Annotated in this window: 22 protein-coding genes; 7 read left to right on the forward strand and 15 right to left on the reverse strand. The window is 63.5% G+C overall.

Translation table 11 applies throughout. From position 1 onward, the window contains the following. Window positions 1-12 precede the first annotated feature (12 nt). Window positions 13-582 (forward strand): elongation factor P, encoded by a 570-nt coding sequence (gene efp / locus JG746_RS23405; protein ID WP_115145366.1) that lies wholly within the window; start codon window positions 13-15, stop codon window positions 580-582. 22 nt (window positions 583-604) lie between these two features. On the opposite strand, the gene JG746_RS23410 is transcribed toward efp, so the two are convergent. Further along, complete coding sequence (locus tag JG746_RS23410) at window positions 605-1504, reverse strand: HNH endonuclease (RefSeq protein ID WP_202354876.1); 900 nt, start codon at window positions 1502-1504, stop codon at window positions 605-607. 110 nt (window positions 1505-1614) lie between these two features. On the opposite strand from JG746_RS23410, the gene JG746_RS23415 reads away from it, so the two are divergent. Beyond that, window positions 1615-2151: a dihydrofolate reductase family protein gene (locus JG746_RS23415; RefSeq protein WP_202354877.1), complete on the forward strand. Its 537-nt coding sequence runs from the start codon at window positions 1615-1617 to the stop codon at window positions 2149-2151. A gap of 15 nt (window positions 2152-2166) precedes the next feature. Here JG746_RS23415 and JG746_RS23420 read toward each other — a convergent pair whose 3' ends face one another. The 5 genes from JG746_RS23420 to JG746_RS23440 form a co-directional block, all read right to left on the reverse strand. Further along, window positions 2167-3036 (reverse strand): patatin-like phospholipase family protein, encoded by an 870-nt coding sequence (locus JG746_RS23420; RefSeq protein ID WP_202354878.1) that lies wholly within the window; start codon window positions 3034-3036, stop codon window positions 2167-2169. After that, entirely contained in the window at window positions 3033-4409 is a 1377-nt protein-coding gene (locus JG746_RS23425) for a M16 family metallopeptidase (RefSeq protein ID WP_202354879.1), read from the reverse strand. The genes JG746_RS23420 and JG746_RS23425 overlap by 4 nt, the downstream gene beginning before the upstream one ends. A 2-nt stretch (window positions 4410-4411) precedes the next feature. Then, on the reverse strand, window positions 4412-5800 hold the full coding sequence (locus tag JG746_RS23430) for a M16 family metallopeptidase (protein WP_202354880.1): 1389 nt from the start codon (window positions 5798-5800) through the stop codon (window positions 4412-4414). Window positions 5801-5914: 114 nt separating this feature from the next. Beyond that, window positions 5915-6469, reverse strand: coding sequence for a 16S rRNA (guanine(966)-N(2))-methyltransferase RsmD (gene rsmD / locus JG746_RS23435; RefSeq protein WP_202354881.1), 555 nt, complete (start codon window positions 6467-6469; stop codon window positions 5915-5917). Continuing rightward, complete coding sequence (locus JG746_RS23440) at window positions 6466-8568, reverse strand: pseudouridine synthase (protein WP_202354882.1); 2103 nt, start codon at window positions 8566-8568, stop codon at window positions 6466-6468. The genes rsmD and JG746_RS23440 overlap by 4 nt, the downstream gene beginning before the upstream one ends. Window positions 8569-8863: 295 nt before the next feature. Here JG746_RS23440 and JG746_RS23445 point away from each other — a divergent pair, with 295 nt between their 5' ends. Continuing rightward, window positions 8864-9313, forward strand: a complete 450-nt coding sequence (locus tag JG746_RS23445; RefSeq protein WP_202354883.1) for a nucleoside deaminase — start codon at window positions 8864-8866, stop codon at window positions 9311-9313. 39 nt (window positions 9314-9352) lie between these two features. Here the strand turns inward: JG746_RS23445 and JG746_RS23450 are convergent, their stop codons facing one another. From JG746_RS23450 to JG746_RS23470, 5 genes are all read right to left on the reverse strand, one after another. After that, on the reverse strand, window positions 9353-10030 hold the full coding sequence (locus JG746_RS23450) for a hypothetical protein (protein ID WP_202354884.1): 678 nt from the start codon (window positions 10028-10030) through the stop codon (window positions 9353-9355). Window positions 10031-10287: 257 nt separating this feature from the next. Then, a complete protein-coding gene (gene ileS / locus JG746_RS23455) occupies window positions 10288-13269 on the reverse strand; it encodes an isoleucine--tRNA ligase (RefSeq protein ID WP_202354885.1) in 2982 nt (993 codons plus the stop codon). A 289-nt stretch (window positions 13270-13558) separates the two neighbouring features. After that, window positions 13559-14362 carry a MipA/OmpV family protein gene (locus JG746_RS23460; RefSeq protein WP_202354886.1) on the reverse strand — a complete coding sequence of 268 codons (804 nt, stop codon included), beginning with the start codon at window positions 14360-14362 and terminating at the stop codon, window positions 13559-13561. Window positions 14363-14492: 130 nt separating this feature from the next. Further along, window positions 14493-14705, reverse strand: coding sequence for a hypothetical protein (locus tag JG746_RS23465; protein ID WP_202354887.1), 213 nt, complete (start codon window positions 14703-14705; stop codon window positions 14493-14495). A 23-nt stretch (window positions 14706-14728) separates the two neighbouring features. Beyond that, complete coding sequence (locus tag JG746_RS23470) at window positions 14729-16279, reverse strand: acid phosphatase (RefSeq protein WP_446721063.1); 1551 nt, start codon at window positions 16277-16279, stop codon at window positions 14729-14731. Window positions 16280-16422: 143 nt separating this feature from the next. Between JG746_RS23470 and JG746_RS23475 the strand changes: the two genes are divergently transcribed. After that, the gene (locus JG746_RS23475; protein WP_202354889.1) at window positions 16423-16977 is read left to right on the forward strand and encodes an HdeD family acid-resistance protein; all 555 of its coding nucleotides are present in this window, start codon (window positions 16423-16425) and stop codon (window positions 16975-16977) included. Window position 16978: 1 nt separating this feature from the next. Here the strand turns inward: JG746_RS23475 and JG746_RS23480 are convergent, their stop codons facing one another. Both JG746_RS23480 and JG746_RS23485 read right to left on the reverse strand, forming a co-directional pair. After that, window positions 16979-17959, reverse strand: coding sequence for a bifunctional riboflavin kinase/FAD synthetase (locus tag JG746_RS23480; RefSeq protein ID WP_202354890.1), 981 nt, complete (start codon window positions 17957-17959; stop codon window positions 16979-16981). A gap of 6 nt (window positions 17960-17965) precedes the next feature. After that, window positions 17966-18826 carry a TIGR01459 family HAD-type hydrolase gene (locus JG746_RS23485; RefSeq protein ID WP_202354891.1) on the reverse strand — a complete coding sequence of 287 codons (861 nt, stop codon included), beginning with the start codon at window positions 18824-18826 and terminating at the stop codon, window positions 17966-17968. Window positions 18827-19122: 296 nt separating this feature from the next. On the opposite strand from JG746_RS23485, the gene JG746_RS23490 reads away from it, so the two are divergent. The 3 genes from JG746_RS23490 (at window position 19123) to JG746_RS23500 (ending at window position 24038) form a co-directional block, all read left to right on the forward strand. Then, window positions 19123-21075, forward strand: coding sequence for a TadE/TadG family type IV pilus assembly protein (locus JG746_RS23490; RefSeq protein ID WP_202354892.1), 1953 nt, complete (start codon window positions 19123-19125; stop codon window positions 21073-21075). Between the two features lie 199 nt (window positions 21076-21274). After that, window positions 21275-23260, forward strand: coding sequence for a TadE/TadG family type IV pilus assembly protein (locus tag JG746_RS23495; RefSeq protein WP_202354893.1), 1986 nt, complete (start codon window positions 21275-21277; stop codon window positions 23258-23260). Between the two features lie 145 nt (window positions 23261-23405). After that, on the forward strand, window positions 23406-24038 hold the full coding sequence (locus JG746_RS23500; protein ID WP_202354894.1) for a LysE family translocator: 633 nt from the start codon (window positions 23406-23408) through the stop codon (window positions 24036-24038). Window positions 24039-24061: 23 nt separating this feature from the next. Here JG746_RS23500 and JG746_RS23505 read toward each other — a convergent pair whose 3' ends face one another. Together JG746_RS23505 and JG746_RS23510 are read right to left on the reverse strand one after the other, a co-directional pair. Further along, window positions 24062-24928: a dienelactone hydrolase family protein gene (locus tag JG746_RS23505; RefSeq protein WP_202354895.1), complete on the reverse strand. Its 867-nt coding sequence runs from the start codon at window positions 24926-24928 to the stop codon at window positions 24062-24064. A gap of 99 nt (window positions 24929-25027) precedes the next feature. Next, the gene (locus JG746_RS23510) at window positions 25028-25852 is read right to left on the reverse strand and encodes a DUF2189 domain-containing protein (RefSeq protein ID WP_202354896.1); all 825 of its coding nucleotides are present in this window, start codon (window positions 25850-25852) and stop codon (window positions 25028-25030) included. Window positions 25853-25996 lie beyond the last annotated feature (144 nt).

The following is a 25996-nucleotide window of genomic DNA, read 5'->3' on the forward strand; positions in this document are numbered from 1 at the left end:
GGATTTAAAACCGTGGTGAAAGTCATCGCCAGTTCGCTCCGCAAAGGCAATGTCGTCGACAAGGACGGCAAGCTTTATGTGATCCTCTTTGCCGAAAACATCCACCCAGGCAAGGGCACGCCCGTGACGCAGCTCGACATGCGCCGCATCGGCGACGGGGTGAAGGTGTCGGAGCGCTACCGCACCACCGAGCAGGTGGAGCGCGCCTATGTCGAGGAGCGCGAGCACACCTTCCTCTACGCCGATGGCGAAGGTTTTCACTTCATGAACCCGGAAACCTACGACCAGGTGGCGGTGAGCGAAGCCGTGGTCGGCGACGCGGCTCCCTATCTGCAGGAAGGCATGCCGGTGCAGGTCTCGCAGTTCAACGGCATCGCGATCGCGCTCGTCCTGCCACAGCGCGCCACCTTCGAAGTCGTCGAAACCGAGCCGACGACCAAGGGCCAGACGGCCTCGTCGTCCTACAAGCCCGCCGTGCTTTCGAACGGCGTGCGCACGGCAGTGCCCCCACACATCGCGCCCGGCACCCGCGTGGTGGTGATGACGGCCGATGGGTCTTATGTGGAGCGGGCTAAGGACTGAGGGCCGGAGCGTCAGCGAAGCACTATTGCTTGAAGCAGTGTTCGCGGTGCCATTGCAAGAAATGAGGATGCGGGCGCTCGACTTGCCGGCGAGGCGGAAGCGCGTGGCGGGTCTTGTTTACGAACCCTTGCACGCATTCCAGGTCATTGACCTGCCGTGAGATCAGGATTTCCAGGTCGTCGGAGAGGCTGATCAGTCCGCGATCGAACATCCAATGCGCGGTACCTGATAGAGCGAGCCCATTGTTGACGACATCGGGCCCGTTCGCTTCGACGGGTCGAATATGTGCCGCGGCGACTTCTGCCCGACCACCGCCATTTATCAACTTCAGTCCCGTGATCGCGCAGCGCTCATCATAGGCGCGCAAGACGATACGGCGGAAAATGCGGTCCCGTACGATTCGCGATCCGATGTAACTTATGCGGTCACGGCCGTGCTCGAACTGGAATGGCGCCTCTTCATCCTGAAAGCCGGATGAAATGCCGATTTCATCGACGCGTGGCAGCAGCGGCTCGCGGGCATCAAGGCCCAGATCGAGGATGCGGTTGAAGTCGCTCGGGCTGATCGGTCGTACGGCCGATTGAGCGCGACCGGAAATCCGTCCCTGGTCGTTAAGCAGCCCTCGCTCAACAAGCCCGTCCATCCCATTGAATGGAACGGGATTGGCGAAATCGAGGTATGATCCCGGCTCAATCAACGCGAGATACATGCCCGGCGCCACCGGATCAGGGATAACCTGCTGGACTTTGGCTAGGGCGAAATAGCCACGGGTCTCGTCTACTTTGCTAGGTTCGTAGTAGATGATCCAATCGCCAACGCATGCCTCCACACGGCGCAGATACTGGCCGGGGAACTGATATCGCTCAGCGGGGCTGTCATCGTAGATCGAATCTGAGCGATGGATGAAGACCCCGAATCCCATGATCTGCCTGTAGCTTTGGGGATACCTCGGCAAGATGTAGCATCAAAACTCTTAGGAGCCTGTAGCAAAGGGCTCATCCAGTTCGTCCTTTGAGCGAAGAGGAGAACGCCATGAGAAAACTCATCGTCACCGAATTCATCAGCGTCGACGGCATTGCCGAGGTCGAGAGATTGCCGGGCGTGACCTGGAACGACGAGATGAACAGGTTCAAGGAAGATGAACTTGCCGATAGCGGCGCCATGCTTCTGGGACGCACGACCTATGATATTTTTGCCGGCTCATGGCCTGGGGAGACCGGAGATTTTGCCGACCGGTTCAACGCGCTGCCGAAATACGTCGCCTCGACGAGTTTAAAGGCGCTCGACTGGAAACCGGCTGAATTGCTCACAGGCTCTCTGCCGGATGCGGTGAGGACGCTGAAGCAAGGCAGCGGCGGCAATATCTATGTGCATGGCAGCCTCAGCGTCGCGCAGGAATTGCTTCGCCACGGGCTGGTCGACCGCGTCAGGCTGCTCTGCTATCCCGGCGCCGTCGGCCAGGGCAAGCCGCTGTTTGCGCCGGGCGAACAAGTGCCGCTCGAGCTGATTTCGGCCACGCCGTTCAGCAACGGCGTTGTTGCGCTGGAGTATGCGCCGGCGAAGTCGTAGTCGGCCTGCCGCCGCTCACCCGGTCTTCTTCCCTCGCCTCCCCTTGATGGTGGCGCCGTTGCGCGCCTCCACCACCCGCTCCACCTCGCGCTTCAGCTGGTCCTTGATATCAGCCGTCTCGCTCATCAGCGCGTCGATCTTCAGGAAATCGAGCACGCGGTATTTTGATACGGCCGGGCGGACCAGTATGTCGGGGCGGCATTGTTTCAGCTTGTTGGCGATGATCGACTGCATCATCAGTTGCGTGGCGCCGAACATCAGGTCGACGGAGGTGGGGTGCTTGCGATCGGCCTCTTCCGGCGCGCCGACGACGTCGACGCCGATGATGATGTCGGCGTCGTTCTCGATGAGATCGAAGGGCACGGGGTTGTAGATGCCGCCGTCGATCAGCAGCCTGCCGTCGCGCGTCACCGGGCGAAACACGGCGGGGATGGCGGCCGAAGCGGCAAGCGCTGAGTGCAGGTCGCCTTCGTCGAAGACAGCGAGCTTGTGGCCGAAATAGTCGGTCGCGGTCACCTTCAGCGGGATTTTCAGTTCGGCGAAGGTTTCGGGAATGGCCTCGGGCAGGAACGCCTTCAGGATGCGCTCGACATTGAACTGGCTGACCCGGATGCCGTTCTGCATGGCCTCCGCGATCGTGCCCGGCCGCGCGCGCCACATGCGGCTCGCCACTTCGGCGCGGCGGCCGAGGATCGAGCGGGCATAGTCGTGGATGTCCCTGCCGGTCATGCCCGCGGCCATACCGGCGCCCATGATGGCGCCGATCGACGAGCCGGCGATCGACACCGGCCTGATGCCGAGCTCGTCCAGCGCCTCGATGACATGGATGTGCGCCAGACCGCGCGCACCGCCGCCGCCGAAGGCTATGCCGAAGGTCGGGCTCATCCTTTGCCGGCTCCGGCCAGCGGCGGCCCGACCACCATGATGGTCGGCTCGGCCGTCAGCAGCTTCCTGGCCGCCGCCTTGACCTGATCGAGCGTCACCGCGTTGATGTAGCCGGCACGGCGCTGCATGTAGTCGATGCCGAGATCGTCGAGCTGCAATTCGACCAGCGTCGCGGCGATCGAACTCGAAGAGTCCAGATTGGTGATGGCATAGGCGCCGATCAGGTACTTCTTGGTCGCCGCGAGTTCAGCCTCGGTCGGGCCATCCTCCGCCAACTGCCTGGCGACATCGCGCACGATGCCGAGCGTCTCGGCCGCGCGGTCCGAGCGCGTGCCGGTGGTGACGATCAGCGCATTGGCATGGTCCTGGTTGACCAGCGAGGAATTGACGCTGTAGGCCAGTCCGCGCTTTTCGCGGACCTCGGCGAACAGGCGCGAGGTGAAGGTGCCGCCGCCCAGGATCTCGTTCATCAGCACGGCGGGGAAGAAATCAGCCGATTTGCGCTTCACGCCCGGCCAGGCGAGCTGCAGCGAGGTCTGCGGCAGGTCGTAATTGACCTCGAGGCGCTGCGCCAGCTTCGGCTCGACGTCGGCGACGGGAGCGAGCGCCTGGCTTTGCGGCAGGTCGCCGAACACCATGTCCAGCTTCTTCTTCAGCGTCTCGGGATCGATGGCGCCGACCACGGCGACATGCAGGCCGCCGCGCGCGAACACCGCCTTATGCAAGGCCTTCAGGTCGTCCTGCGTGATGGCGGCGATGCTCTGCCTGGTGCCCTGGTCGGAGCGCGAATAGGGATGGTCGCCATAGATGGCGCGCGCCCATTTGTGCTGCGCCACCGTGTCGGGATCGTTCTCGCTGGCGATGATGCCGGACAGGATCTGGGCGCGGATGCGGTCGATTGGCGCCTGGTCGAAGCGCGGCTCGTTGACCGCCAGACGCAACAGGTCGAAGGCCTCGTCGCGCTGCTCGGCCAGCATGCGCATGGAGCCATAGACGCCGTCGCGGCTCTCCTCGAAGCTCATCTCGGCGCCGGCGTCGTCGAGCCTGATCTGGAAGGCTTCCGAATCGAGAGGGCCGGCGCCCTCGTCGAACAGGCCGGTCATCAGATTGGCCAGGCCCTCCTTGCCCACCGGATCCTGCGTCGAGCCGCCGCCGAAGACGAAGCGGACGGCGACGATCGGCACGGAATAGTCCTCGACCAGCCAGGCGGTGATGCCTTTTGAGGAGGTGACCTGCTGGATGTCCATGGCGCGGGCGGCCAGCGCGGGCAGGACCAGGAAGAGGATGGAGAGGATGAGGGTTGCGAGGGCGGTGCGCGTTCTTCCTTGTCCCGTTGTGGGAGAACGGAAAGAGCCAGGGTGCTGGTTCGTCATCATCAATTCCCCGCCTGTTGCTGCGGCAAGAGATAGCCAGTCGTCGAGCGGGCCGGCACTAGGTAGCGCGCGGCGGCGGCCTTGACCTCGTCGGCCGTGACCTTGCGGATGCGGTCCGGCCATTGCTGGACATCCTGCACATTGCCGCCGGTGGCCAGCGTCGAGCCATAGATCTCGGCCATGGAATCCTGCTTGTCGCGGGCAAAGACCATCGACCTGATGTAGCGGTACTTGGCCTTTTCCAGCTCATCCGGCGTGACGCCGCCGCTGGCGATGCGCGCCACCTCCGCATCCACCGCGGCTTCGACGTCGGCCAGCTTGGCGTCGCCGCGCGGCGCGCCATAGACGGTGAAATTGGTGTCGTCGAGCATGGTGCCCTGGAAATACGCGCCTGCGTTGGAGGCGATGCCTTGCTTGACCACCAGCGCCTGGTAGAGCCGGCTGCGGTTACCGCCGCCGAGGATTTCGGCGAGCAGGTCGAGCGCCTCGGCCTCGCCCGGCTTGGCGGTGTGATAGGACGGCACCACCCATTGCGTGGAGAAGCTCGGCACGCTGACGCGGGCGTCGGTGAGCGTGACCGTGCGCTTGGTGTTCTGCTCCGGCTCGACCGGGCGGATGCGCGGCGGCAGGTCCGGCCCGCGCGCCACCTTGCCATAGGTCCTTTCGGCCAGCGCCTTGACCGTCTCCGGCTCGACATCGCCGGCCACGATCAGCACGGCGTTGTTGGGCCGGTAGTATTTGTCATAGAAGGCGGTGGCGTCGGTGCGGTTGAGTTGCTCCATCTCCTGCATCCAGCCGATGACCGGAATGCGGTAGGGCTGGTTCTGCCACAGCGTGGCATCGACTTCCTCGTCGAGCACCGCCTGCGGATTGTTGTCGATGCGCGAGCGGCGCTCTTCGAGGATGACATCACGCTCGGTCTTGATGACGTCGTCGGTGAGGATGAGGTTGCGCATGCGGTCGGCTTCGAAACCCATCATCTGCTCGAGCGCCGAGGGCGCAACCGTCTCGTGGAAAGCGGTGTAGTCGTAGGAGGTAAAGGCGTTGTTGGAGCCGCCAATGTCGGAGACGGCGCGGTCGAACTCGCCGGCGGCGTGATTTGTCGTCGCCTTGAACATCAGATGTTCGAAGAAATGGGCGATGCCGGATTTGCCGGGCGGCTCGTCGGCGCTGCCGATCTTGTACCACACCATATGGGTGACGATCGGCGCGCGATGGTCGGGAATGACGACCACCTCCATGCCGTTGTCGAGGAGGAAATCCGTCACCTTGAACTCGGCCGGCTTCGTGTCGGGCGACACGGAGCCGTCGGCCAGCACGGGACTGGTCAGCGTGAAGGCCAGCGATGTTGCCAGCAGGGTCGTCCGCAGCCATTCAGCCCTGGATGTCATCAATGGCTCCGGTTTTCTTTTCGAGACGATAGGCAAGGTGCCGGCGACAAGCAAAGTGAATTGTTGTTGCCGGCAAAAGGCGGCGGCAAAGAGGCCACCGCTCAACGAAGGCGATCAGGCGGCCTCGATGAAGCGGATGATGGTTTCGCCGTAGTTGCGTTCGTCCAGCACCGAAAAGCCGGGGCCTGGTTCGAAGGGAACCGCCGCCGTCTCCTCGACCACGCAGAGCGCGCCGGGGCGCAGCCAGCCGCCGGCCTTCGCCGATTGCAGGGCGCGCTCGCCCAGGCCCTTGCCATAGGGCGGGTCGGCGAAGACCAGGCCGAACGGCGCCAGCGTGCCCGCCTCGCCAAGACCGGTGGCGTCACGGCGAAAGATCTTGGTGCGGCCGGTCAGGCCGAAAGCCTCGACATTGTCGCGGATCAGACCACGGCCTTCGGCCGATTCCTCGATGAAGACGCCATAGGAGGCGCCGCGCGACAGCGCTTCCAGACCAAGCGCCCCGGTGCCGGCGAACAGGTCGAGCACGCGCGCACCGTCCAGATGTTCGGCAAAGCGGTGCGCCAGCACATTGAAGACGGCCTCGCGGGTGCGGTCGGTCGTCGGACGGATGGCGCTGCTGCGGGGCGTCGCCAGCGGACGCCCACGAAACTCACCGCCGACGATTCTCATCTTGTACGGGGACCCTTGGGGCCGCCGCGCGGCCGTTCACCGCCGCCACCGGCCGGACGCTCGCCACGCGAATTGCCGAACGGCTTTGCGCCGCCCGGTTTGCCAGCGGGCTTGCCATAGGCCGGCTTGAACGAGGCCTTGCGCGCCTTGGCCTCCGCCGCCTTGGCGGCGTCGGCTTCCGCCCTGCCCTTGCCGATCGGCCGCGCCCCTGGCGCCATCCAGACATTGGCCTTGCGCTGGCCGGGCGGCTCGATCGGCCGCTGCTCGCGCTCGGGTTTCTTGCCGCCAAAACCGCCGCGCGGCTTGTCGCCGAAGCCACCGCGTTCGGGCCGGGGCCCGCGTTCGCCAAAGTTCTTTTCCGGCCGCTCGCCCCTGTCGGGACTGGTCGACAGCTTGCCGAGCGCTTCGTCGCGGCTGCCTTCACGGCGCTTGCGGTTCTTGATCAACCCGCCCTCGCCGATCGGCCGGCGTTCGCCGTCGCGGACGAATTTCGGCCGCTCGGCCTCCGGCTCGCGAACCTCGGTGCGCCGCACTGGCTTGTTGGAAAAGGGCTTGGTTATCTCGGCGTCGAAATTGGCGCCGGATTCCTCCACCAGGCGCTCGCCAAGCTGGTCGCGCAGCACGCGGCCCTTGATCTCCAGCACGTGGCCCTCGGGAAGGTCCTCGAGCTGGAACGGGCCATAGGAGATGCGGATCAGCCGCGTGACGTCGAGGCCGAGCGCGCCGAGGATGTTCTTCACTTCGCGGTTCTTGCCTTCGCGCAGGCCGATCGTCAGCCAGGCATTGGAGCCCTGCTCGCGGTCGAGGCTCGCTTCGATGGCGCCGTAGAAGACCCCGTCAACGGCAATGCCTTCGCGCAGGCCGGCAAGCGCGCTTTCCTCGACCTTGCCGTGGACGCGCACGCGGTAGCGGCGCAGCCAGCCGGTGGCCGGCAGTTCGAGCACGCGCGACAGGCCGCCATCATTGGTGAGCAGCAGCAGGCCCTCGGTGTTGATGTCGAGCCGGCCAATGGTCATCAGGCGCGGCAATTCGGCAGGCAGCACGTCGAAGACTGTCTTGCGGCCTTCGGGATCGCGGTTGGTGGTAACGACGCCTGCCGGCTTGTGGAACAGGAACAGGCGCGTGCGTTCGATCGGCGGGATCTCCATGCCGTCGAGATGGATGATATCGCCAGGCATGACGTTGAAGGCCGGCGACGTCAGAGCGCGGCCGTTGACCTTGACGCGGCCGGCGGCGATCAGTTCCTCGGCGTCGCGGCGCGAGGCAAGCCCGGCGCGCGCCAACCGCTTGGCAATGCGCTCGCCGGCCTCTTCGGTGGCCTCCGGGGCGCGCGGGCGAGGCTTGAAGCCCGCCGATGCCCCTTGCGGCCGGTCACTGAAATCGCGCTTGGGGCGATCACCGCCAAAGTCGCGCTTGGGACGGTCGGCAAAATCACGCTTCGGGCGATCGCCGAAATCACGCTTGGGACGGTCGAAGCGCTTTTCACCGCCCTCCACCGATGCGGCAACCGGACGGTCGCCACGCGGCGCATAGGGCTTTCGCGGTCCCTCGCGCTTTTCGTACGGCTTGCGCTCGCCCTCAGTCGCCGTCGGACGGTCGCCGCGCGGTGCATAGGGCTTACGCGGTCCTTCGCGCTTCTCGTAGGGCTTGCGCTCGCCTTCGGCCGCCATCGGACGATCGCCACGCGGCGCGTAGGGTTTGCGCGGCCCTTCGCGCTTTTCGTACGGCTTGCGCTCGCCCTCAGTCGCCGTCGGACGGTCGCCGCGCGGTGCATAGGGCTTACGCGGTCCTTCGCGCTTCTCGTAGGGCTTGCGCTCGCCTTCGGCCGCCATCGGACGATCGCCACGCGGCGCGTAGGGTTTGCGCGGTCCCTCGCGCTTCTCGTAGGGCTTGCCTGCCGGGCGTGGGCCCTTGCTGAATGGCTTGTCGCCGCCCTTGAAGTCGCGCTTCGGGCGTTCGCCTTCGGCGGCCATCGGCCGATCACCGCGCGGCGCATAGGGTTTCTTGGCGCCGAAGGATGGCTTGCCACCGGCTCGCGGAGCCGCAGGTTTCTTGCCCGGGCCTTTTTGGCGCGGAGATTTCTTGTCGTTGTCGTCCATGTGGCCTTTGTCCGTTTGCGCTGCTACAGCGTGGCGCATCCTTTCGGGCGCGCAACGAACGCTGTAGCACTTTGATTTGGCGCATGATCTTTTCCGAAAATCGAGTCCGATTTTCGGGTTGATGCGCTCCATAACAGGATCGCCGGAGTTTGTCAGGGAAAAGTGGAACCCGGTTTTCCCGGGAAAACAGGATCACCGGAGTTTGTCAGCGAAAAGTGGAGACTGGTTTTCCCGAGAAGACAAACGAAAACCAAAAAGCCAGGAGTGGCGAGGAGATAATCGGAATGGAAACCGCGTGAAGCGGCCGGATTTCATGGCGCTGGCGCTTAAGGAGGCCGAAGCGGCAGCCTTGCGCGGCGAAGTGCCGGTCGGCGCCGTCATCGCCAACGGCAGCACGGTCGTTGCAAAAGCCGGCAACCGCACACGCGAGCTTGCCGACCCGACGGCGCATGCCGAGATGCTGGTCATCCGTGAAGCCTGCGGCAAACTCTCAAGCGAGCGGCTCACCGGCCACGATCTCTATGTGACGCTGGAACCTTGCGCCATGTGCGCCGGCGCCATCTCCTTCGCCAGGCTGCGGCGTCTCTATTTCGGCGCCGCCGACGAAAAGGGCGGTGCGGTGGTCAATGGCGTGCGCTTCTTCGCCTCGCCGACCTGCCACCACACGCCCGACATCTATCCGGGCCTGGGCGAGACCGAAGCTGCCCTGCTTTTGAAGGACTTTTTCAGGGAACGTCGCGACTGAACCGCGCCGAGCCGCCCGAAAAGGGCAGCGCGGCGGTTCTTACAGAGACGGCAACCAGTCGAACCAGCCGGACTTCTTGCCTTCCGCCTCTTTCTTCAGACGGCGTTCCTTCTTGTATTCGTCCTCGCCGAGTTCGTTCTGCGGCGCCGTGTCGGCCGCGACACGATAGGCCAATGGCGGCTCACTCAGATATCTGCGGGTGTTGGGGTCGCCCTGCTTGCTGACGGCAAGACGACGCTGGATCTCCGCGGCGCGGCCCTTGTCGGAATCAGCGGGTGTCCATGCCGGTGGGTGGCTGGAGCCTGAATCCGCCATCGCCTTCTTGACCGAGGCCGGATCGGTCTGCACATCGTCGACGATCTCAGCTTGGTAGCTCGGATCGTTCTGGTGGGCGGTGGCGTCGGCGCGCAGCCGCGCACGGCGCTGCTCGGGCGATTCGGGCCACTCAGCGCTTGCCGATTGGATGCTGTCCTGCGGTGCAGGCAGTGCTTCCTTCTGTCCGGGTGCGGGCTTCACCAAGGTGGGGCGCGGCTTGTAGTCGATCGGATCCTTGCGCTTCGGCGCGAAGGAAACGGCGCCGGTGAGATCGCCCGCAAGCTGTTCGGCAGCGGTCTTGTCGGTGCCGTAGGTTGGAGAGCCCATGCAGCCGGATAGAGCGAGCCCCGATGCGACAATCGGCGCCAGCAGCGCAAGGCGCGCCTTATATCTCTCGGTCATGCCAAAAAGTCCCACTCTAGACAGCCTCTCGATCGCCACCGGTCTTGTGACCGGTCCCCATCGTCCAAGCACTTGCGACGGAAATCCGGCGACAATTTGTCTTCCGGAGTTTCGCGTGTTTACCTCAACCGCTCGTTAAGGGCAACGCACGGGCGGATTTGCACCGCCCGACGTGGCATTTGTGCACCGATATGCCGCGCATTCCGGCTAGGCATGCCGCGATCCCAAAACCGCGATGCGCTTTTGGACGACATGCGTCAAAGGCGGCCGAGCGCCTTCAACTCATGCAGAACGGCGGCATCGCGAGCGGAGACATCGGGAAATGCCGGATCCTGCCCGACATCGGCCGTGTAACGCCAGGAACGCGCGCATTTGACGAGGCCGCGATCCTCGGCCTTCTCGACCACCACGGCAACACCCTTGACGTCGTCGAGAGTGAAGGCGCCTTCCGGCGCCTGGCCATGGCTAATGACGAGATCGCTGGTGATCGCCATCTCGGCCATGTCGACGTCCGATATCGCCGCCTCGAGCGTTGCGTCGTTGATGGTGACGACCGGCACCGCCTCCAGCGAGGAGCCGATGACCTTCTGGGCACGCGCGATCTCGAGCGCGCCGGTGACGACGCGGCGCACCTGCCGCACCTTGCGCCATTTTTCCGCCAGCGCCTCGTTCTTCCAATCCGCCGGGATGTCCGGGAACTGGTCGAGATGCACCGATACGGCATCGGGATGCCGGTCGAGCCAGGCCTCTTCCATGGTGAAGGGCAGCATCGGCGCCAGCCATTTCACCAGGCAGTCGAAGAGATGGCGCACCACCTGCACCGAGGCCTTGCGCTTAACGCTCGACGGCGCGTCGCAGTAGAGCGCGTCCTTGCGGATGTCGAAATAGAAGGCCGACAGCTCGACCACCATGAAATCGACGAGCGCGCGGGTGATGCGCTTGAACTCGAAGGCGTCGTAGCCCTGGCGCACCACCTCGTCGAGCTCGGCCAGCCGATGCAGCATCAGCCGCTCCAGCTCCGGCATCGCTTGCAGCGGCACGGTCTCGCCATCGTCATGGGCAAGCGTGCCCAGCATCCAGCGGATGGTGTTTCTGAGCTTGCGGTAGGCATCGATATTGGTCTGCAGCACGTTCTTGCCGAGCCGCTGGTCTTCCCAATAGTCCGTCGTCACCACCCACAGGCGCAATATGTCGGCGCCCGACTGCTTGATGACGTCCTGCGGCACCACGGTATTGCCGAGCGACTTCGACATCTTGCGTCCGTCCTCGTCCATGGTGAAGCCATGGGTGACGACGGTGTCGTAAGGCGCCCTGCCCCTTGTGCCGCAGCTTTCGAGCAGCGAGGAGTGGAACCAGCCGCGATGCTGGTCGGACCCTTCGAGATAGACGTCGGCCGGCCATTTCAGGTCGGGACGGTCCTCCAGCGTGAAGACATGCGTCGAGCCCGAATCGAACCAGACGTCGAGGATGTCCATCACCTGCTTCCATTTGGAAGCATCATGGTTGCCGAGGAAGCGTTCCTTGGCGTTCGCCGCGAACCAGGCATCGGCGCCCTCTTCCTCGAAGGCGTCAATGATGCGCTGGTTGACCGCCTCGTCCTTCAGAACGTTGCCGTCCTCGTCGGCGAAGACGGCGATCGGCACGCCCCAGGCGCGCTGGCGCGACAGCACCCAGTCGGGGCGCTCCTCGATCATGGCGCGGATGCGGTTCTGGCCGGCGGCCGGCACGAAGCGGGTATCATCGATGGCCTTCAAGGCGCGACTGCGCAGCGTCGTGCCGTCGCCGAGGTCCTTGTCCATGTAGACGAACCATTGCGGCGTGTTGCGGAAGATCACCGGCTTCTTCGACCGCCAGGAATGCGGGTAGCTGTGTTTCAGGCGGCCGCGCGCGAAGAGCGCGTTACGCTTGATCAGCTCGTCGATGACCGCCTGGTTGGCGTTTCCCTTCTTGCCATTGTCGTCGATGACACGCGCGGCCCCGCCCTCGCGATCCGGGCCGAAGCCAGGCGCGTCCCTGGTGAAGAAGCCGGCATCGTCGACGGTGAAGGGGATGACGGTGTCGATGCCGCGTGCGCGCAGCTGGGGCGCGGCGTCCATCCAGGCGTCAAAATCCTCGCGGCCGTGGCCGGGCGCGGTGTGGACGAAGCCGGTGCCGGCATCGTCGGTCACATGCTCGCCCGCGACCATCGGCACCGGGAACTCGTAACCGCCGCCGAGACCCTTGAAGGGGTGCGAAAGCACAAGATTTCCGAGCTGTTCGGCGCTGACGTCGTGAAGACGCTTCAAGGTGACCTTGGCCTTGGCCTGGCTGTCCTCGGCCAGGGCGTCGGCGAAGATCAGCTTCTCACCCGGCTGCGGGCCAAACGCGTTCTCGGCCGCCGTCACCTCGTAGAGGCCATAGGCAACGCGCGGCGAATAGCTGACGGCGCGGTTGCCCGGGATGGTCCAGGGCGTGGTCGTCCAGATGACGACATGGGCGTCCAGCAGATCCAGCGACCGCCCGCTGAGGTCCGGATTGAGTTCCGCCGGCTGCCCGTCCACGACATTGGCGACGACGAGGTTGGCCACCGGAAACTTTGCCCAGATCGTGTCTGACTCATAGTCCTGGTACTCGATCTCGGCCTCGGCCAACGCGGTGCGCTCGACGACGCTCCACATCACCGGCTTCGAGCCGCGATAGAGCTGGCCCGACATGGCGAATTTCAACAGCTCGCCGGCGATGCGCGACTCGGCGTGGAAAGCCATCGTCGTATAGGGATTCTTGAAGTCGCCGATGACGCCAAGCCGCTGGAACTCACCGCCCTGCACGGAGATCCAGTGCGCGGCGAATTCACGGCATTCCTTGCGGAATTCGTTGACCGGCACCTCGTCCTTGTTCTTGCCCTTGGCGCGGTACTGCTCCTCGATCTTCCATTCGATCGGCAGGCCGTGGCAGTCCCAGCCGGGCACGTAGTTGGAGTCGTAGCCGCGCATCTGGAACGAGCGGGTGATGACGTCCTTGAGGATCTTGTTCAGCGCATGGCCGATATGGATGTTGCCGTTGGCGTAGGGCGGGCCGTCATGCAGCACGTATTTCGTGCGGCCGGCGGCACTCTCACGCAGCTTGGCGTAGAGGTCCATGTCCTGCCAGCGCTTGACCAGCACCGGCTCCTTCTCGGGCAGGCCGGCGCGCATCGGGAAATCCGTCTGCGGCAAATAAAGCGTCTTGGAATAGTCGATCGTTTCAACAGTGTCGGTCATTGATCTGCCATCTGCGTAGCCCCGTCGGCACAAAGCCCGGGCGTTGAGGTCTTTGATTGACGCCTATCGTTTTCCCAAAACCGGACCCACTTTTGGGCGATATGCGTCGATGTTCTGAAAAAAGCGCGAGGGGCGCGCGCGAAACTCCCGGCGGTTCCGGCGGCGCTCAGGCCACCCGGAACACCGGGCCAGTAATTCGTATCGCGATCGCGAAAAGGCGCGAAAAGCTCATCATGGCGTGGCTTTTAGCGGAGATGGACGCAGGAATAAAGCGTCTCGTTCGATTCGCCTACATCTTGAAGTCGAAGCGATAGGTGGTCGACACACCGACCATGAACTGGTTGCGGTCGCCGCGCTCCCTGACCAGGCTGGAATCGGCCGCCGGCCCCTCCAGGCGCGAATATTCGCCGAACAGGCTGGCGGTCATCGGATCGGTCACCTTCCAGGTCACCGCGCCGCCGAAGCCGACGGATTTCAGGCCGCCGCCAGGATTGTACTGGCTCAGGCCCGAGGCCACGGCTTCCTGCGCATTGACGCCATAATAGGCGTCGAAATAGTTGGCCGAAGCGAAGGACACGCGCGGGCCGCCCGAAATCCTGACGGTTGGGGTCACATCGTAGAAGGCGTCGGCGGCGATATCGGCGACAAAGCCGTTGTGAGCACGGATGCCATGCCGCAATTCGGCACGCGCGCGCATCCAGTCCGTCGGATAGAATTCGAAGAAGCCTCCGACTTCGCCGCCCCAGCGGACAGGATCGAGCCCCTTGAGCTCATCGTCACTGCTGCGCGAAAACAGGAACTTGCCGGTCAGGCCGGCGCGAACGCCGCCATCATCGACCAACGCCAGCGAAATGTTGTCGTTGCGCGAAGTGAAGCGTGCCTGGGGGCCGGCCTTGCCCAGGGATATGATGGGCTGGGCGCTGAGCATGTATTTCTTGCCGCCCTCGAAATTCGGCGCGACAAGGCCAGTGGCGCCAACCGTCAGATACCAGTCGCCGGACAGCCAGCCCAAGGGACCGTCACCGGCCTCGGCCGCGGAGGCGCCCAGCAAGGCGGCGGTCAGAAGCAGCGGAATCGCCCGGACAATACGCATCGATACCCCTTACGCGAAACACGCCGGAACAAACACCCGGCATCGCTCAAGCCATGGCGCCAGTTCGGTAAAATTTGACTTAACATCCGTAACAGTTGCGTCGGCCAACCTTGTGTCCGGCCACGCCGGATCAGGCGCGGCGCGGCGCGGTCGGCAGGTCCAGCAGCCCTCTCACGGTCTTGCTGCCCTTGCCCGCAATGCGCACCGATCCGTCGTCGCCCACCTCCACCGTCGCACCGTTGGCAAAGCTTAGCGACCAGCCGTCGCCCCTGGCGTTGCGGCGGCGGTCGGTAAGCTCGATACCGGCAGCGGTGACAAGGGCGACGATCCCGTCAGCGTTCATCGCTTTCCTTCCGACACGGGCCTTCAATTGAGGTCGAGCCCGGTGGTAAGATCGCCGAGCGGCGGTTCACCATGCACCGCAACGGCCCTGTCGCGAACCACGATGCCGTGCAGCACCGGCAGTTCGAAGCGCTCCGTGATGAAGCGCAGGATCGAAGTCGTGTCGTAGGGCGTCTGATCGACATAGCCGTGCTTGGCGAAGGGCGAAACGATGATGGCGGGGACGCGTGAGCCAGGCCCCCAGCGGTCGCCCTTGGGCGGAGCTACGTGATCCCAGATGCCGCCATTCTCGTCATAGGTGACGACCACCAGCATATGCGGCCATTGCGGGCTTTTCTCCAGATGGGCGACGACGTCGGCGATATGGCGATCTCCGGCTTGGATGTCGGCATAGCCGGAATGCTCGTTGAGATTGCCCTGCGGCTTGTAGAAGGAAACCTGTGGCAGGGCGCCGTCGTCGATCGCCTGGATGAAGCTAACGCCGCCCAGCCCACCGTCACGCAGATGTTCGCGCCTGGCTTCGGTGCCGGGCGCGTAATTGGCATAATAGTTGAACGGTTGGTGGTGGTACTGGAAATTCGGAACCGGCGCGTTGTTGCCATGGTCGAGCGTGTACTGCCAGGCGCCCGAATACCATGCCCAGGTGACGTGCTTGAGGCTAAGCATGTCGCCGATGGTCGGCTCCGTCTGGGGCGGCAGCGTGGTGGGCTTGGACGGATCCGCAAGGAGCCTATCGCCGCCAGGCGCCGGATCGTTGCCGCTCGGTTGGTAAGGCGGCTGCATCGTGTTCACCGCGTGGAAGTCCGGCGTCAGATTGCCATCGGAGACAAATTTCGGAATGCCGTCGCGCGCCGATTTCGGCGAATTGTCGGCGATCTTCAGCGCTGTGCCGCTATCATCCGTCACCGAAATCGATGGTTTGGCCGGGCTCTTGTCGGCATCGGCGTAGTAAGGCGCGCAAGCGCAGATCAGCCATTGGTGGTTGAAAAACGAGCCGCCGAACCCACCCATGAAGAAATGATCGGCCAGCACGTATTTCTGCGCGACCGCCCACATGTCGGTCTTGGAAGCGTCCCAGTTGCTCATCGGCATGGCGCCTGAATCGGCCCAGGCAACGAACATGTCGTTCTTGCCGCCGTTGATCTGCATCTGGTTCTGGTAATAGCGATGCCAGAGATCGTGCGTCGTGACGCTGAGCGGCACGTTGAAACCCTTCGGGTCGTTCACGGTGAACGGCGCGTTTGGAAGGTGCTCGGTCATCGCCTGCGTCACCGGCGGCGTGACGCCCTTGGCGGTCAGCCCGTCCCACACCGGCGGCAGTTCGGACAGCACCGAGCCGTCACGGTCGCGCTGCTGCAGGCTTTCCTGGCTGGCTTTGTCGATGCCTTCGGCACCGGGAAAATGGCCATAGAGATTGTCGAAGGCGCGGTTCTCGGCGAAGATGACGACCACCGTTTCTATCTTGGCGATGCCATCCGGCGGATCGCCGGGCTGTGCTGCGAGTGCGCAAGCCGCAGTGGCAGCGAACAGGGCGAGAGTTGAGGAAAACAGGGCGAGTCCGTGGGATCGCTTCATTGTCATACCTCCCTGATGCAAAGCCGGATGACACCAGCTTCGCGGCGCCTTTGCAATAGCCACCGCGCTGGACGGGTAGTGCCATTGGGATTACCTTCCTTTCAACCGCAGGATGCGCGGCCAGATGTGAAGGGAGACGGATCATGACCTTGCAAGGCGATGCCCTGAAAGACGCGATCGGCCGGACGCGGGACAAATGGGGATGGTTTGTGGGGCTCGGCGTGCTTTTGCTGATCTTCGGCGGCATTGCCTTTGGCAATCTGTTCATCGCCACGGTCGCCTCGGTCTATGTCGTCGGCTGGCTGATGCTGATGGCCGGCATCATCGAGATCCTCCATGCTTTCGGGGTAAAGACCTGGAGCCGCTTCTTCTACTGGCTGCTCAGCGGGCTGCTTTACGCCATCGCTGGCTTCTTCGCCTTCGACAATCCGCTGCTGGCCTCGGCGGTGCTGACCTTCCTGCTGGCCGTTGCGCTCGTCGCCTCCGGCGCGCTGCGGGCCTGGGTCGGCTACAGCCACCGTCCGGAACAGGGCTGGGGCTGGATCGTCGCGGCAGGCCTCATCAGCGTGCTTGCCGGCCTGATCATCGCCATGGGTTGGCCGGTCAACAGCCTGTGGGTGCTCGGACTGTTCCTGGCGATCGACCTGATCTTCCAGGGCTGGAGCTTCATCGCGATCGGACTGGCGCTGAAAAAGTAAGTCAGAAAGCAATGGCCGCGTCGAGCTGCGAAAGCGGCTTGACGCCGGCGAGCAGCGCACTCGCCTCGGCTTCATCGCGCTTCATCTGCACCACCAATGCATCGAGGCCGTCGAATTTGATCTCGCTGCGCAGGAAGCCGAAGAACGAGACCTCGCAGGTCTCGCCGTAGAGATCGCCGGAAAAATCGAAGACGAAGGTTTCCAGAAGCGGCGCGCCATTGTCGTCGACGGTCGGGCGCCGGCCGAAGCTGGCTACACCATCATGCAACGTGCCGTCGGCGCGGCGGAAGCGGACGGCATAAATCCCTTCCTTCAGAGTCGCTTCCGGTGAAAGCCTCATGTTGGCAGTAGGAAAGCCCAGCGTGCGGCCGAGCTGCTGGCCGCCGATCACTTCAGCCTCGACCGTGAAGCGATAGCCGAACAGGCCGGCAGCCTCGGCCACCTCGCCATCGCAGAGCAAAGCCCGGATCCGGCTTGACGAAACCACCTCCGCGCCCTCGTCGCGAAAAGCGTCGACGAGCGTGACGCCAAAGCCATGGCGTTCGCCGGCCGCCATCAGATAGGCCGGTCCGCCCTGGCGGTCCTTGCCGAAATGGAAATCGAACCCGGTCACGGCGTGGGTGATGCCGAGCGTCCTCTCCAGCACGCCGGTGACGAAGGCTTCCGCCGACAGCGCGGCAAAGTCGCGCGTGAACGGTTGCTCGACGAGCGCGGCAAAGCCCAGCAAGGACAAGAGCCGCGCCTTCATCGGCGGCGGCGTCAGCACGAACAACGGCATGTCGGGCCTGAAGACCTTCCGCGGGTGCGGTTCGAAGCTCAGCACCAGGGCCGGCACGTCACGCCGCACAGCCTCGGCCAGCGCCCGTTCAAGCACCGCCTGATGGCCACGGTGGACGCCGTCGAAATTGCCGATCGCGACAACGCCGCCACGCAAGTCGGCGGGCAGTGGCGCCGTCGCGGTGAGATGCTGGAAGCCTACCATCACCACCTACTGCAGTCTGACCATGACGGCCACGGGACGATAGCCGTGCCGCTCCAGGAAGAGCCCGAGCTTGGCCGGATCCGGCCGGGATGCATCGCCGTAGTCGCGGGCATGGATGCCGCCGGAGACATAGAGAACGTCGAAACCATTGTCGGCCGCGCCCTTCACATCGGTCATCATCCCATCGCCGATGGCCAATATCCGGGAACGCTCGACCGGCCGGCCAAGCACCTCCGCCACCTCCTTCATCGCGAGATCGTAGATCGGTGCGTAGGGCTTTCCCGCGATCAACGTGCGGCCGCCGAGCTGGGCATAGTCGCGCGCCAGGGCGCCGGCGCACCAGATGATGCGCTCGCCCCGCTCCACCATGATATCGGGATTGGCGCAGATGAACGGCAGGTTCCTGGCCCGCAACCGGCGCAAAAGGTCGGTATAATCCTCAGGCTTCTCGACCTCGTCATCGAACAGTCCGGTGCATACGACGCCGGCGGCCTCGAATTCCTCGACGAGCTCGACATCGAGACCGTCATAGAGGGTGAGATCGCGGTCGGCGCCGATGTGGAAGATCTTGCGTGGACCTTCGGCGATCAGGTCGCGGGTCACATCGCCCGAGGTCACGACACGGTCGTAGGCTGACGGCGGAACACCGATCACACTCATCTGGGCCACGACATCGGCGCTGCGGCGTGGCGAATTGGTGATGAGAACAACGGGAATACCGGCAGCCCTTGCCCTGGCCAGCGCCGCCGCGGCCGCCGGAAAATGCCATTCGCCATTGTGCACCACGCCCCAGACATCGCAAAGAATTGCCGAATAGGCTTTGCAGACGTCTTCGAGCGAGCCGACGATGTCAGGCGAATTCGCCATGCCGTTTCCTTCAATATGAGCGTTGCGAGTGCCGTGGCCGACGGTTCGCCGCAGCGGATTCGAATTATCCGAACCGATCCATGCTGTCACCAGCTTTCACCGGGAGATCGGCGCGAAGGCCACCCGCGCGCCCGATCGGGAGCATCCGCCGGCGGCCAAAACCGCGACTGTACAGCGTTTGGTTAACGCGCGTTGAAAGCCCGGCTCGATCTTGGACATATTACGGCAACCTGAAATTTAACGATTTATGACAGTGTCTCGACCGATAATCGATTTGGCGGGGGTAGTTTGGTGCAATGATCCGGAGATTCGGAAGCGATCGGCGTGGCAATTATGCACTCATGACGGTCCTCGCCACGGTACCAATCATGGGCGGCCTGGCGCTCGGCGTCGACTATACGGAAATGACGCGCCAGCGACAAAATGCCTTGAACGCCCTGGACGCCGCCGGCGTCGCCACTGCCCAGCAGATCGTTGCCGGCGCCAGCGACGCCGACGCCAAGGCGTATGCCAAGAATTTCTTCGAAGCCAATCTCGCGCATATCGATCCAGCCAACACCACGCTGGCCGTGACGCTGCCCAACAACAACGCGGGCGGCGGCACCTTGAAGCTCTGCAGTACCTTGACCTACAAACCCTACTTCCTGCCGACGGCAAAAATGCTGGTGGGCGGCAGCACCGCCAACAGCGACATCAGCTTCGGCGCGTGCTCGGAAGTCCGCCTGAAGAATACGCTGGAAGTGTCGCTGGTGCTCGACAATTCCGGCTCGATGACGGAACTCGGCAAAGGATCCAACAAGGTACGGTTCGACCTCCTCAAGGATGCCGCCAAACAGCTGGTCGACCAGTTGGCTGGCCAGGCGCAGATGATGAAGCAGGTCACCAAGCCGGTCCAGTTCAGCCTGGTTCCCTTCGCCGCGTCGGTCAATGTTGGCCCCGGCAACGCCTCGGCATCCTGGATGGACACCACCGGGATTTCACCGATCCATCATGAGAATTTCGACTGGGCGAGCATGAGTTCGACCTATTCGTCCACCAAGTACGCCCAGAATATCGCCGGCGTCTGGTACGCCAAGGGCACCGGTTGGGACGCAACCCAGAAGGACCAGCCGCTGACCCGCTTCTCCATCTACAGCCAGATGAAGCGCACGGCCTCGGCCACCTACGTGGCGCAGTTCAAATGCACCTCGACCTATTCCAACGGCTCCTGCAAGACCTGGCAAAGCGGCTACAACTATACCTATGGAAACGTCGCTTCCTGGGGCGGCTGTGTCGAGTCGCGGCCTTATCCTTACAATATCGACGACACCGCGGCGGCGACCGGGACGCCGGCGACGCTGTTCGTGCCCATGTTCGCGCCCGATGAAACCGATCTCACCGACAGCAACATCCCGGCTCGCCCCGCCAACAACAATTGGATTGCTGACGGGTCGTCGGGCAACAGCGCGGCACGCCAGAGCTATATGCCGAAATATTTTACCGACCCGGGCACCACGGTTACTCCAGCCTACGGCATGGATGCCGGCCCCAATACGAGTTGCAGCACCACGCCTATCACGCCGCTGACCGATGTTTCCACGACGGCCGGTGCGGGCGCGGTCAAGTCTGCGATCGACGCCATGGCTGCGGATGGCGCCACCAATGTGCCTGAAGGCATGGCATGGGGCTGGAGGAGCCTTTCCAGCGCTGCCCCGTTCACCGAGGGCAGACCCGAGACAGAAAGAGGCAACGACAAGGTTCTGATCGTCCTGACCGATGGTGCGAACACCTATTACACACCAACGTCGGTGACGGCCCAGACCTACTCTGGAACCAACTGGAACTATGGTGGAAACGATCTGGCGGGCAGCAAAGCCATCTATTCGGCGCTGGGCTACATCGTGCCGTTCAGCAACGCCTACAGCTATGGTCGGATGTTCCTTGGCACCAGCGGCAGCGTCAGCAAGACCGACTATTCAAACGCCAACTACACCAAGGCGATGAACGAGTACTTCACGACGTTGTGCAACAATGCCAAGGCCGCCAACATCATGGTCATGACCATTGCGCTCGACCTCGATGCCAACAAGGCGGCGGAGAAAACACAGATGGATGCGCTGAAGGCCTGCTCGTCGGATTCCCGCTTCAGCAAGGATCCGGCCGATCCGAGTAAGCCGATGAAACTGTTCTGGAATTCGACCGGGGCGACACTGTCCGACGATTTCAAGGCGATCGGCAACGAACTGTCCAACCTGCGCATCGTCAGCTGATCGACAGGTTCCGCTCGCGAGAACGCCCTGCCCCGACAGGGCGTTTCGCTGTTGGACCGGGTCGGGCCGCAGGCTTGCATTGGTTAGCGGTTGGTGAAGCGCCAGCCAAGCAATAGAGCGGTTTCCCAAACCCGTCCTTCAGCGTTTTGTGAAAAGCTGGCGTCAATCGAGAATCCGCCGGCGGGGGCCGCTGCAAGACATGCTTGAACTTTGGCGTCAGTTCCGCCGCGACAGGCGCGGCAACTATGCACTTATGACTGTCGTGGCGATGGTGCCGCTGATGGGCGGCCTGGCGATCGCGGTCGACTTCACGGAAATGAACCGCGAAAAGCAAATGGTGACGAATGCGCTCGACGCCGCCAATTTCGCCACGGCGCGCCGGCTGACGGAAGGCGCGACCGACGACCAGTTGAAGGCTTATGCGCTCGACTTCTTCAATGCCAATTTGAACGATATCGATCCGGCCAGCGCGACGCTCAACGTCACCTTGCCCAGCAGCACCAGCGGCGGCGGCCTGATGACAATGACGGCGCAGCTTGCCTACAAGCCCTATTTCTATCCTGGCTTCGCCCAGATCGTCGGCAAATCGACAATCGATGCGAACCAGAATATCACCTTCAGCGTCACCTCCCAGGTCAGGCTGAAGAACACGCTGGAAGTCGCCCTGGTGCTCGACAATTCCGGATCGATGACCACGCTCGGCACGGGCTCGGGCCAAAAGCGCATCGATCTTCTCAAGACCGCGTCCAAGCAGCTTGTCGACACGCTGGCCCAGCAGGCGGTCATGATCAAGCAGGTCGACAAGCCGGTGCAGTTCGGCCTCGTGCCCTTTGCCGCTTCGGTCAATGTCGGCCCCGCCAATGGCAACGCATCGTGGATGGACACGGAGGGCCTGTCGCCGGTGTCGAACGAGAATTTCGACTGGTCGACGCTGAATGCGGCCAACAAATACGCCCAGCAGACCAACGGCATCTGGTACAAACGCGGCACCGGCTGGGGCAGCGAGGAAGGCCAGACGCTGACCCGGTTTTCACTCTACCGGGACATGAAGGTGGTCACCAACCACGAGCGTGTCGTCAACAGCAAGCGGGTGGTTTGCGACGAGTACAATTCGAACAACACCTGCAGACGCAGCCACGACGAATATGACTACATCGATTCCTACGGTCCGTTCGCCAGCTGGCAAGGCTGCGTGGAGGCCCGACCCTATCCCTACAACGTCAACGACGCTTCGCCGTCCGGTGGCTCGGCCAACACCGGCATAGGCGTCGGTGATCCGGCAACGATGTTCGTGCCGATGTTCGCCCCGGACGAACCCGGCAATCACTGGAAGCTCACGCAGGACCCCGACGAAGCGGCGCCTGTGACCTACGGCGCGGTGAACAGCTGGTGGAACGACGATCCTACGAGCAGCACCGGTCAATCGCGGCTGCGCAACATGGCCAAGTATTTCCAGCCGCGGCCGATCGATGCGCCGGCCCTGCCCGCCGGCAACGGCCCGAACTACAGCTGCACCACCAACCCCATCACGCCGCTGACCGATGTCAGCGTGGCCGATGGAGCCACCTCGATCAAGGCGGCGATAGACCTGATGCAGCCGAATGGCGGCACCAATGTTCCAGAAGGCCTGGCGTGGGGCTGGCGGGTGGTATCAAGCGGCGAACCGTTCACGCAAGGGCGCCCGGAAACGGAAAAGGGCAACGACAAGGTCGTGATCGTGCTGACCGACGGCGCCAACACCTACTATACGCCGTCTTCGCTGGGCTATTCGGACCCCGCCAACTCGAAATCGACCTATGCGTCCTACGGCTATCTCAACCCGGGTTACAACGGCACCTCGGTCGGGCGCATGTTCATGGGCACATCGAGCGCCATCGGGCAGTTCGACTATTCGAACGGCAATTACACCAATGCGCTCAACGAGCAGATGGCAACGCTTTGCAACAACGCCAAGGCGGCCAACATCATGGTGATGACGGTGGCGCTCGATCTGTCTACGACCAAGGCCAGCGACAAGCTGGCGATCGACGCGCTGAAATCCTGCTCGTCGGACTCGCGCTTCCGCAAGGACCCGACCGATCCGAGCAAACCGGCGAAGCTGTTCTGGAACGCGACGGGCGCCAGCCTGTCGAACGACTTCAAGGAAATCGGCAACGAACTGTCGAACCTGCGGGTGGTCGGCTAGGCACATCCCATCGGGGTCACTTTCGGCGACATGACCCCGCCCTGGCGCAACGCCTGGTCCCGGCAAGCCCTTGCGGGCGCCTGCCGTGACGGGCAGACATCGACCACTCGCGGGATCGCATCGCGGGCATGCCCGGGGACGAACAATGCCCGATACAGCCAACCATATCGCCTTCGCGCTGGTCTGCCTCGGCATGGTGCTGACGCCCGGCCCGAACATGATCTACCTGATCTCGCGTTCCCTGTCGCAAGGGCCGAAGGCCGGACTGATCTCGCTTGGCGGGGTCGCGGTCGGCTTCCTGTTCTATGTGCTGTCGGCGGCGTTCGGCATCACCGCGCTGCTGCTCGCCGTCCCCTATGCCTATGAGGTGCTGCGCTTTGCCGGCGTGCTCTATCTCTTGTGGCTGGCCTGGCAAGCGGTGAAGCCGGGCGGACGTTCGCCGTTCCAGGTGCGCGACCTGCCGAAAGACAGGCCGCGCAAGCTGTTCGCCATGGGCCTGATGACCAATCTGCTCAACCCCAAGGTGGCCGTTCTCTATCTGTCGCTGCTGCCGCAATTCATCAGCATCGGCAAAGGCCACGTCCTGTCGCAGCTGCTGGTTCTGGGCGCGACGCAGATTTCGATCAGCCTGACCGTCAATGCCATCATCGCGGTGACGGCCGGATCGATCGCCACCTTCCTTGCCGGACGGCCATTGTGGCTGGTCATCCAGCGCTGGATGATGGGAGGCGTGCTGACGGCGCTGGCGCTGAAAATGGCGACAGACGCGCAACGCTGATAGCCAGGCGCCAGGCTTCGTTTTCAGCCGCTGAAGGCTCTTTTCAAAAAGGCACGAACGTCGCTTACAGACTGATCGGCCGCAGCCGCGTTGTACTCCACCCGATGGCCATATTCCTCCTTGCCGGTCTTCAATCCCGGAGAGGCAAATGCGTGACGAGCGCCTTTGAAGACCTCAAGCTGCACGGCGCCCTTGCCGCCGTGCTCAGCCACCATCGCCTGGCATTTCTGGGCGGGGGTCCAATCGTCTAGTTCGCCGATCAGGATCAAGGTCGGCACCGCCATGTCGCCGTTGGCAGCCGAACAATTCGGATAGTAGGCAATCGCAGCCTTGAACTTGCGCTCCATAAGCTGCTCGGCGCCGCCGGCCTGCACGGCCTCGAGCGTTGTTGTTCCGCCGGCGGAAGAGCCCGACAAAGCTATGCGCCGCGGATCGACAAAACTTAACTTCGACAGGAACTCCAGAGCGCCATAGGCGTCATAGACACGATCAGCCAGCAGGCCGCGATGATCGCACGTCTCGCGAATGCCTCGCGTGCTGAAACTGTCGACAAACAGGGCAACGTAACCCCAGGAAGACAGCCGCTCGGACCAGCTTTTCCGGACGCTTGGGAACAGGCCCGTACATCCATGGAGAACGACGACGGCCGGGAAAGGCCCCTCACCCGGCGGCCGTGTCAGATATCCGATCAATGGCGTGCCCGGTCGAGCTTTGAGCACTTGCCCGCTTTGTTGCGCGATGCGGGCCTGAAATGGCGTTGGCAGCACCGCCGCACTTTCAAATTGCACCTGCTGGCTGCCATCTGCGCGCGCGACATTGAGGTGGCCTGCGATACCAAGGCAGGCCAGCCAAACAGTTCTTTTCAATAGTTCCAGCGCCTTGCGTGCCATCGGCAGACTCCTACCATTTGGCCGCCGGCGGCGGCCAACACCTCCAGGGCTTTGCCGGGCGTTACAGACTTGCTCCGCATTTGGGGGAACTATGTCTCCCTACATAGGCCGGCGGACCGGCCGGATCTGTGCCGGCTCGACCACCTTGCGGTAGAGGTGCCAGGTGGCATGGCCCAGGATCGGCATAACCACGGCCAGCCCGGCAAACAACGGGATCGAACCGATCACCAGAAGCACGGCAACCAGCAGGCCCCACAGCGCCATCTGCAGCGGGTTCGCCATCACCGCCCGGGCCGAGGTTTCGATCGCCGAGACGGCACCGACATCACGGTCGAGCAGCAGCGGGAAGGCGATCACCGTTGTGGCCAGAACCACCACGGCAAAGACAAAGCCGGCCGCATTGCCAAGCAGGATCAAGGTCCAGCCCTTGCCGGTCGTCAGCAGGTCGCGGACAAAGGCGCCGATCGAGGCCGGCGGCTGGTCGCCGAACAGGCTGGTATAGATCGATTGCGCGGTGAACAGCCATAACAGGAACAGCGCAAACAGCATGACACCGATGACCGCGATCGACGGCAATGCCGGGGATCGGCGCACGTCCAGTGCATGGCGCCAATTCGTGTTCATGCCGAGCTCGCGCCGGCGGCTGATTTCGTAGAGCCCGATCGCGGCAAAAGGCCCAACCAGGGCAAAGCCCGACATCAGCGGATAGACGAGCTGAATGGCGTTGGAACCCGAACTCCACTGGGTAAGGATCAGGCCGACGACCGGATAGATTAAACACAGGAACACGTAGTGGGAGGGTTTTGCCCAGAAATCCTCGGCGCCGAGCTTGAGCGCGTCCCAAAGGTCCGCCGTGGTGATACGGCGCACCGCGGGCTGCACATGCATCCCATAGGCGTCCGCCATGACATGAAAGCCGGCCATAACCATCCTCCCGTGTGTCGGGGCGGTCACCGCCGTGATGGCCGCCCGCAGCTGCCACTAGTAGATGTGGCAGCATAGCCGATTTGCCAGGGGTTGTCGCCGAATCGATGATCCTGCTCGGGTCCTCACGGGATTGTCATCGCC

It is taken from the genome of Mesorhizobium sp. 113-3-3, assembly GCF_016756495.1.
Classification (GTDB): Bacteria; Pseudomonadota; Alphaproteobacteria; order Rhizobiales; family Rhizobiaceae; genus Mesorhizobium.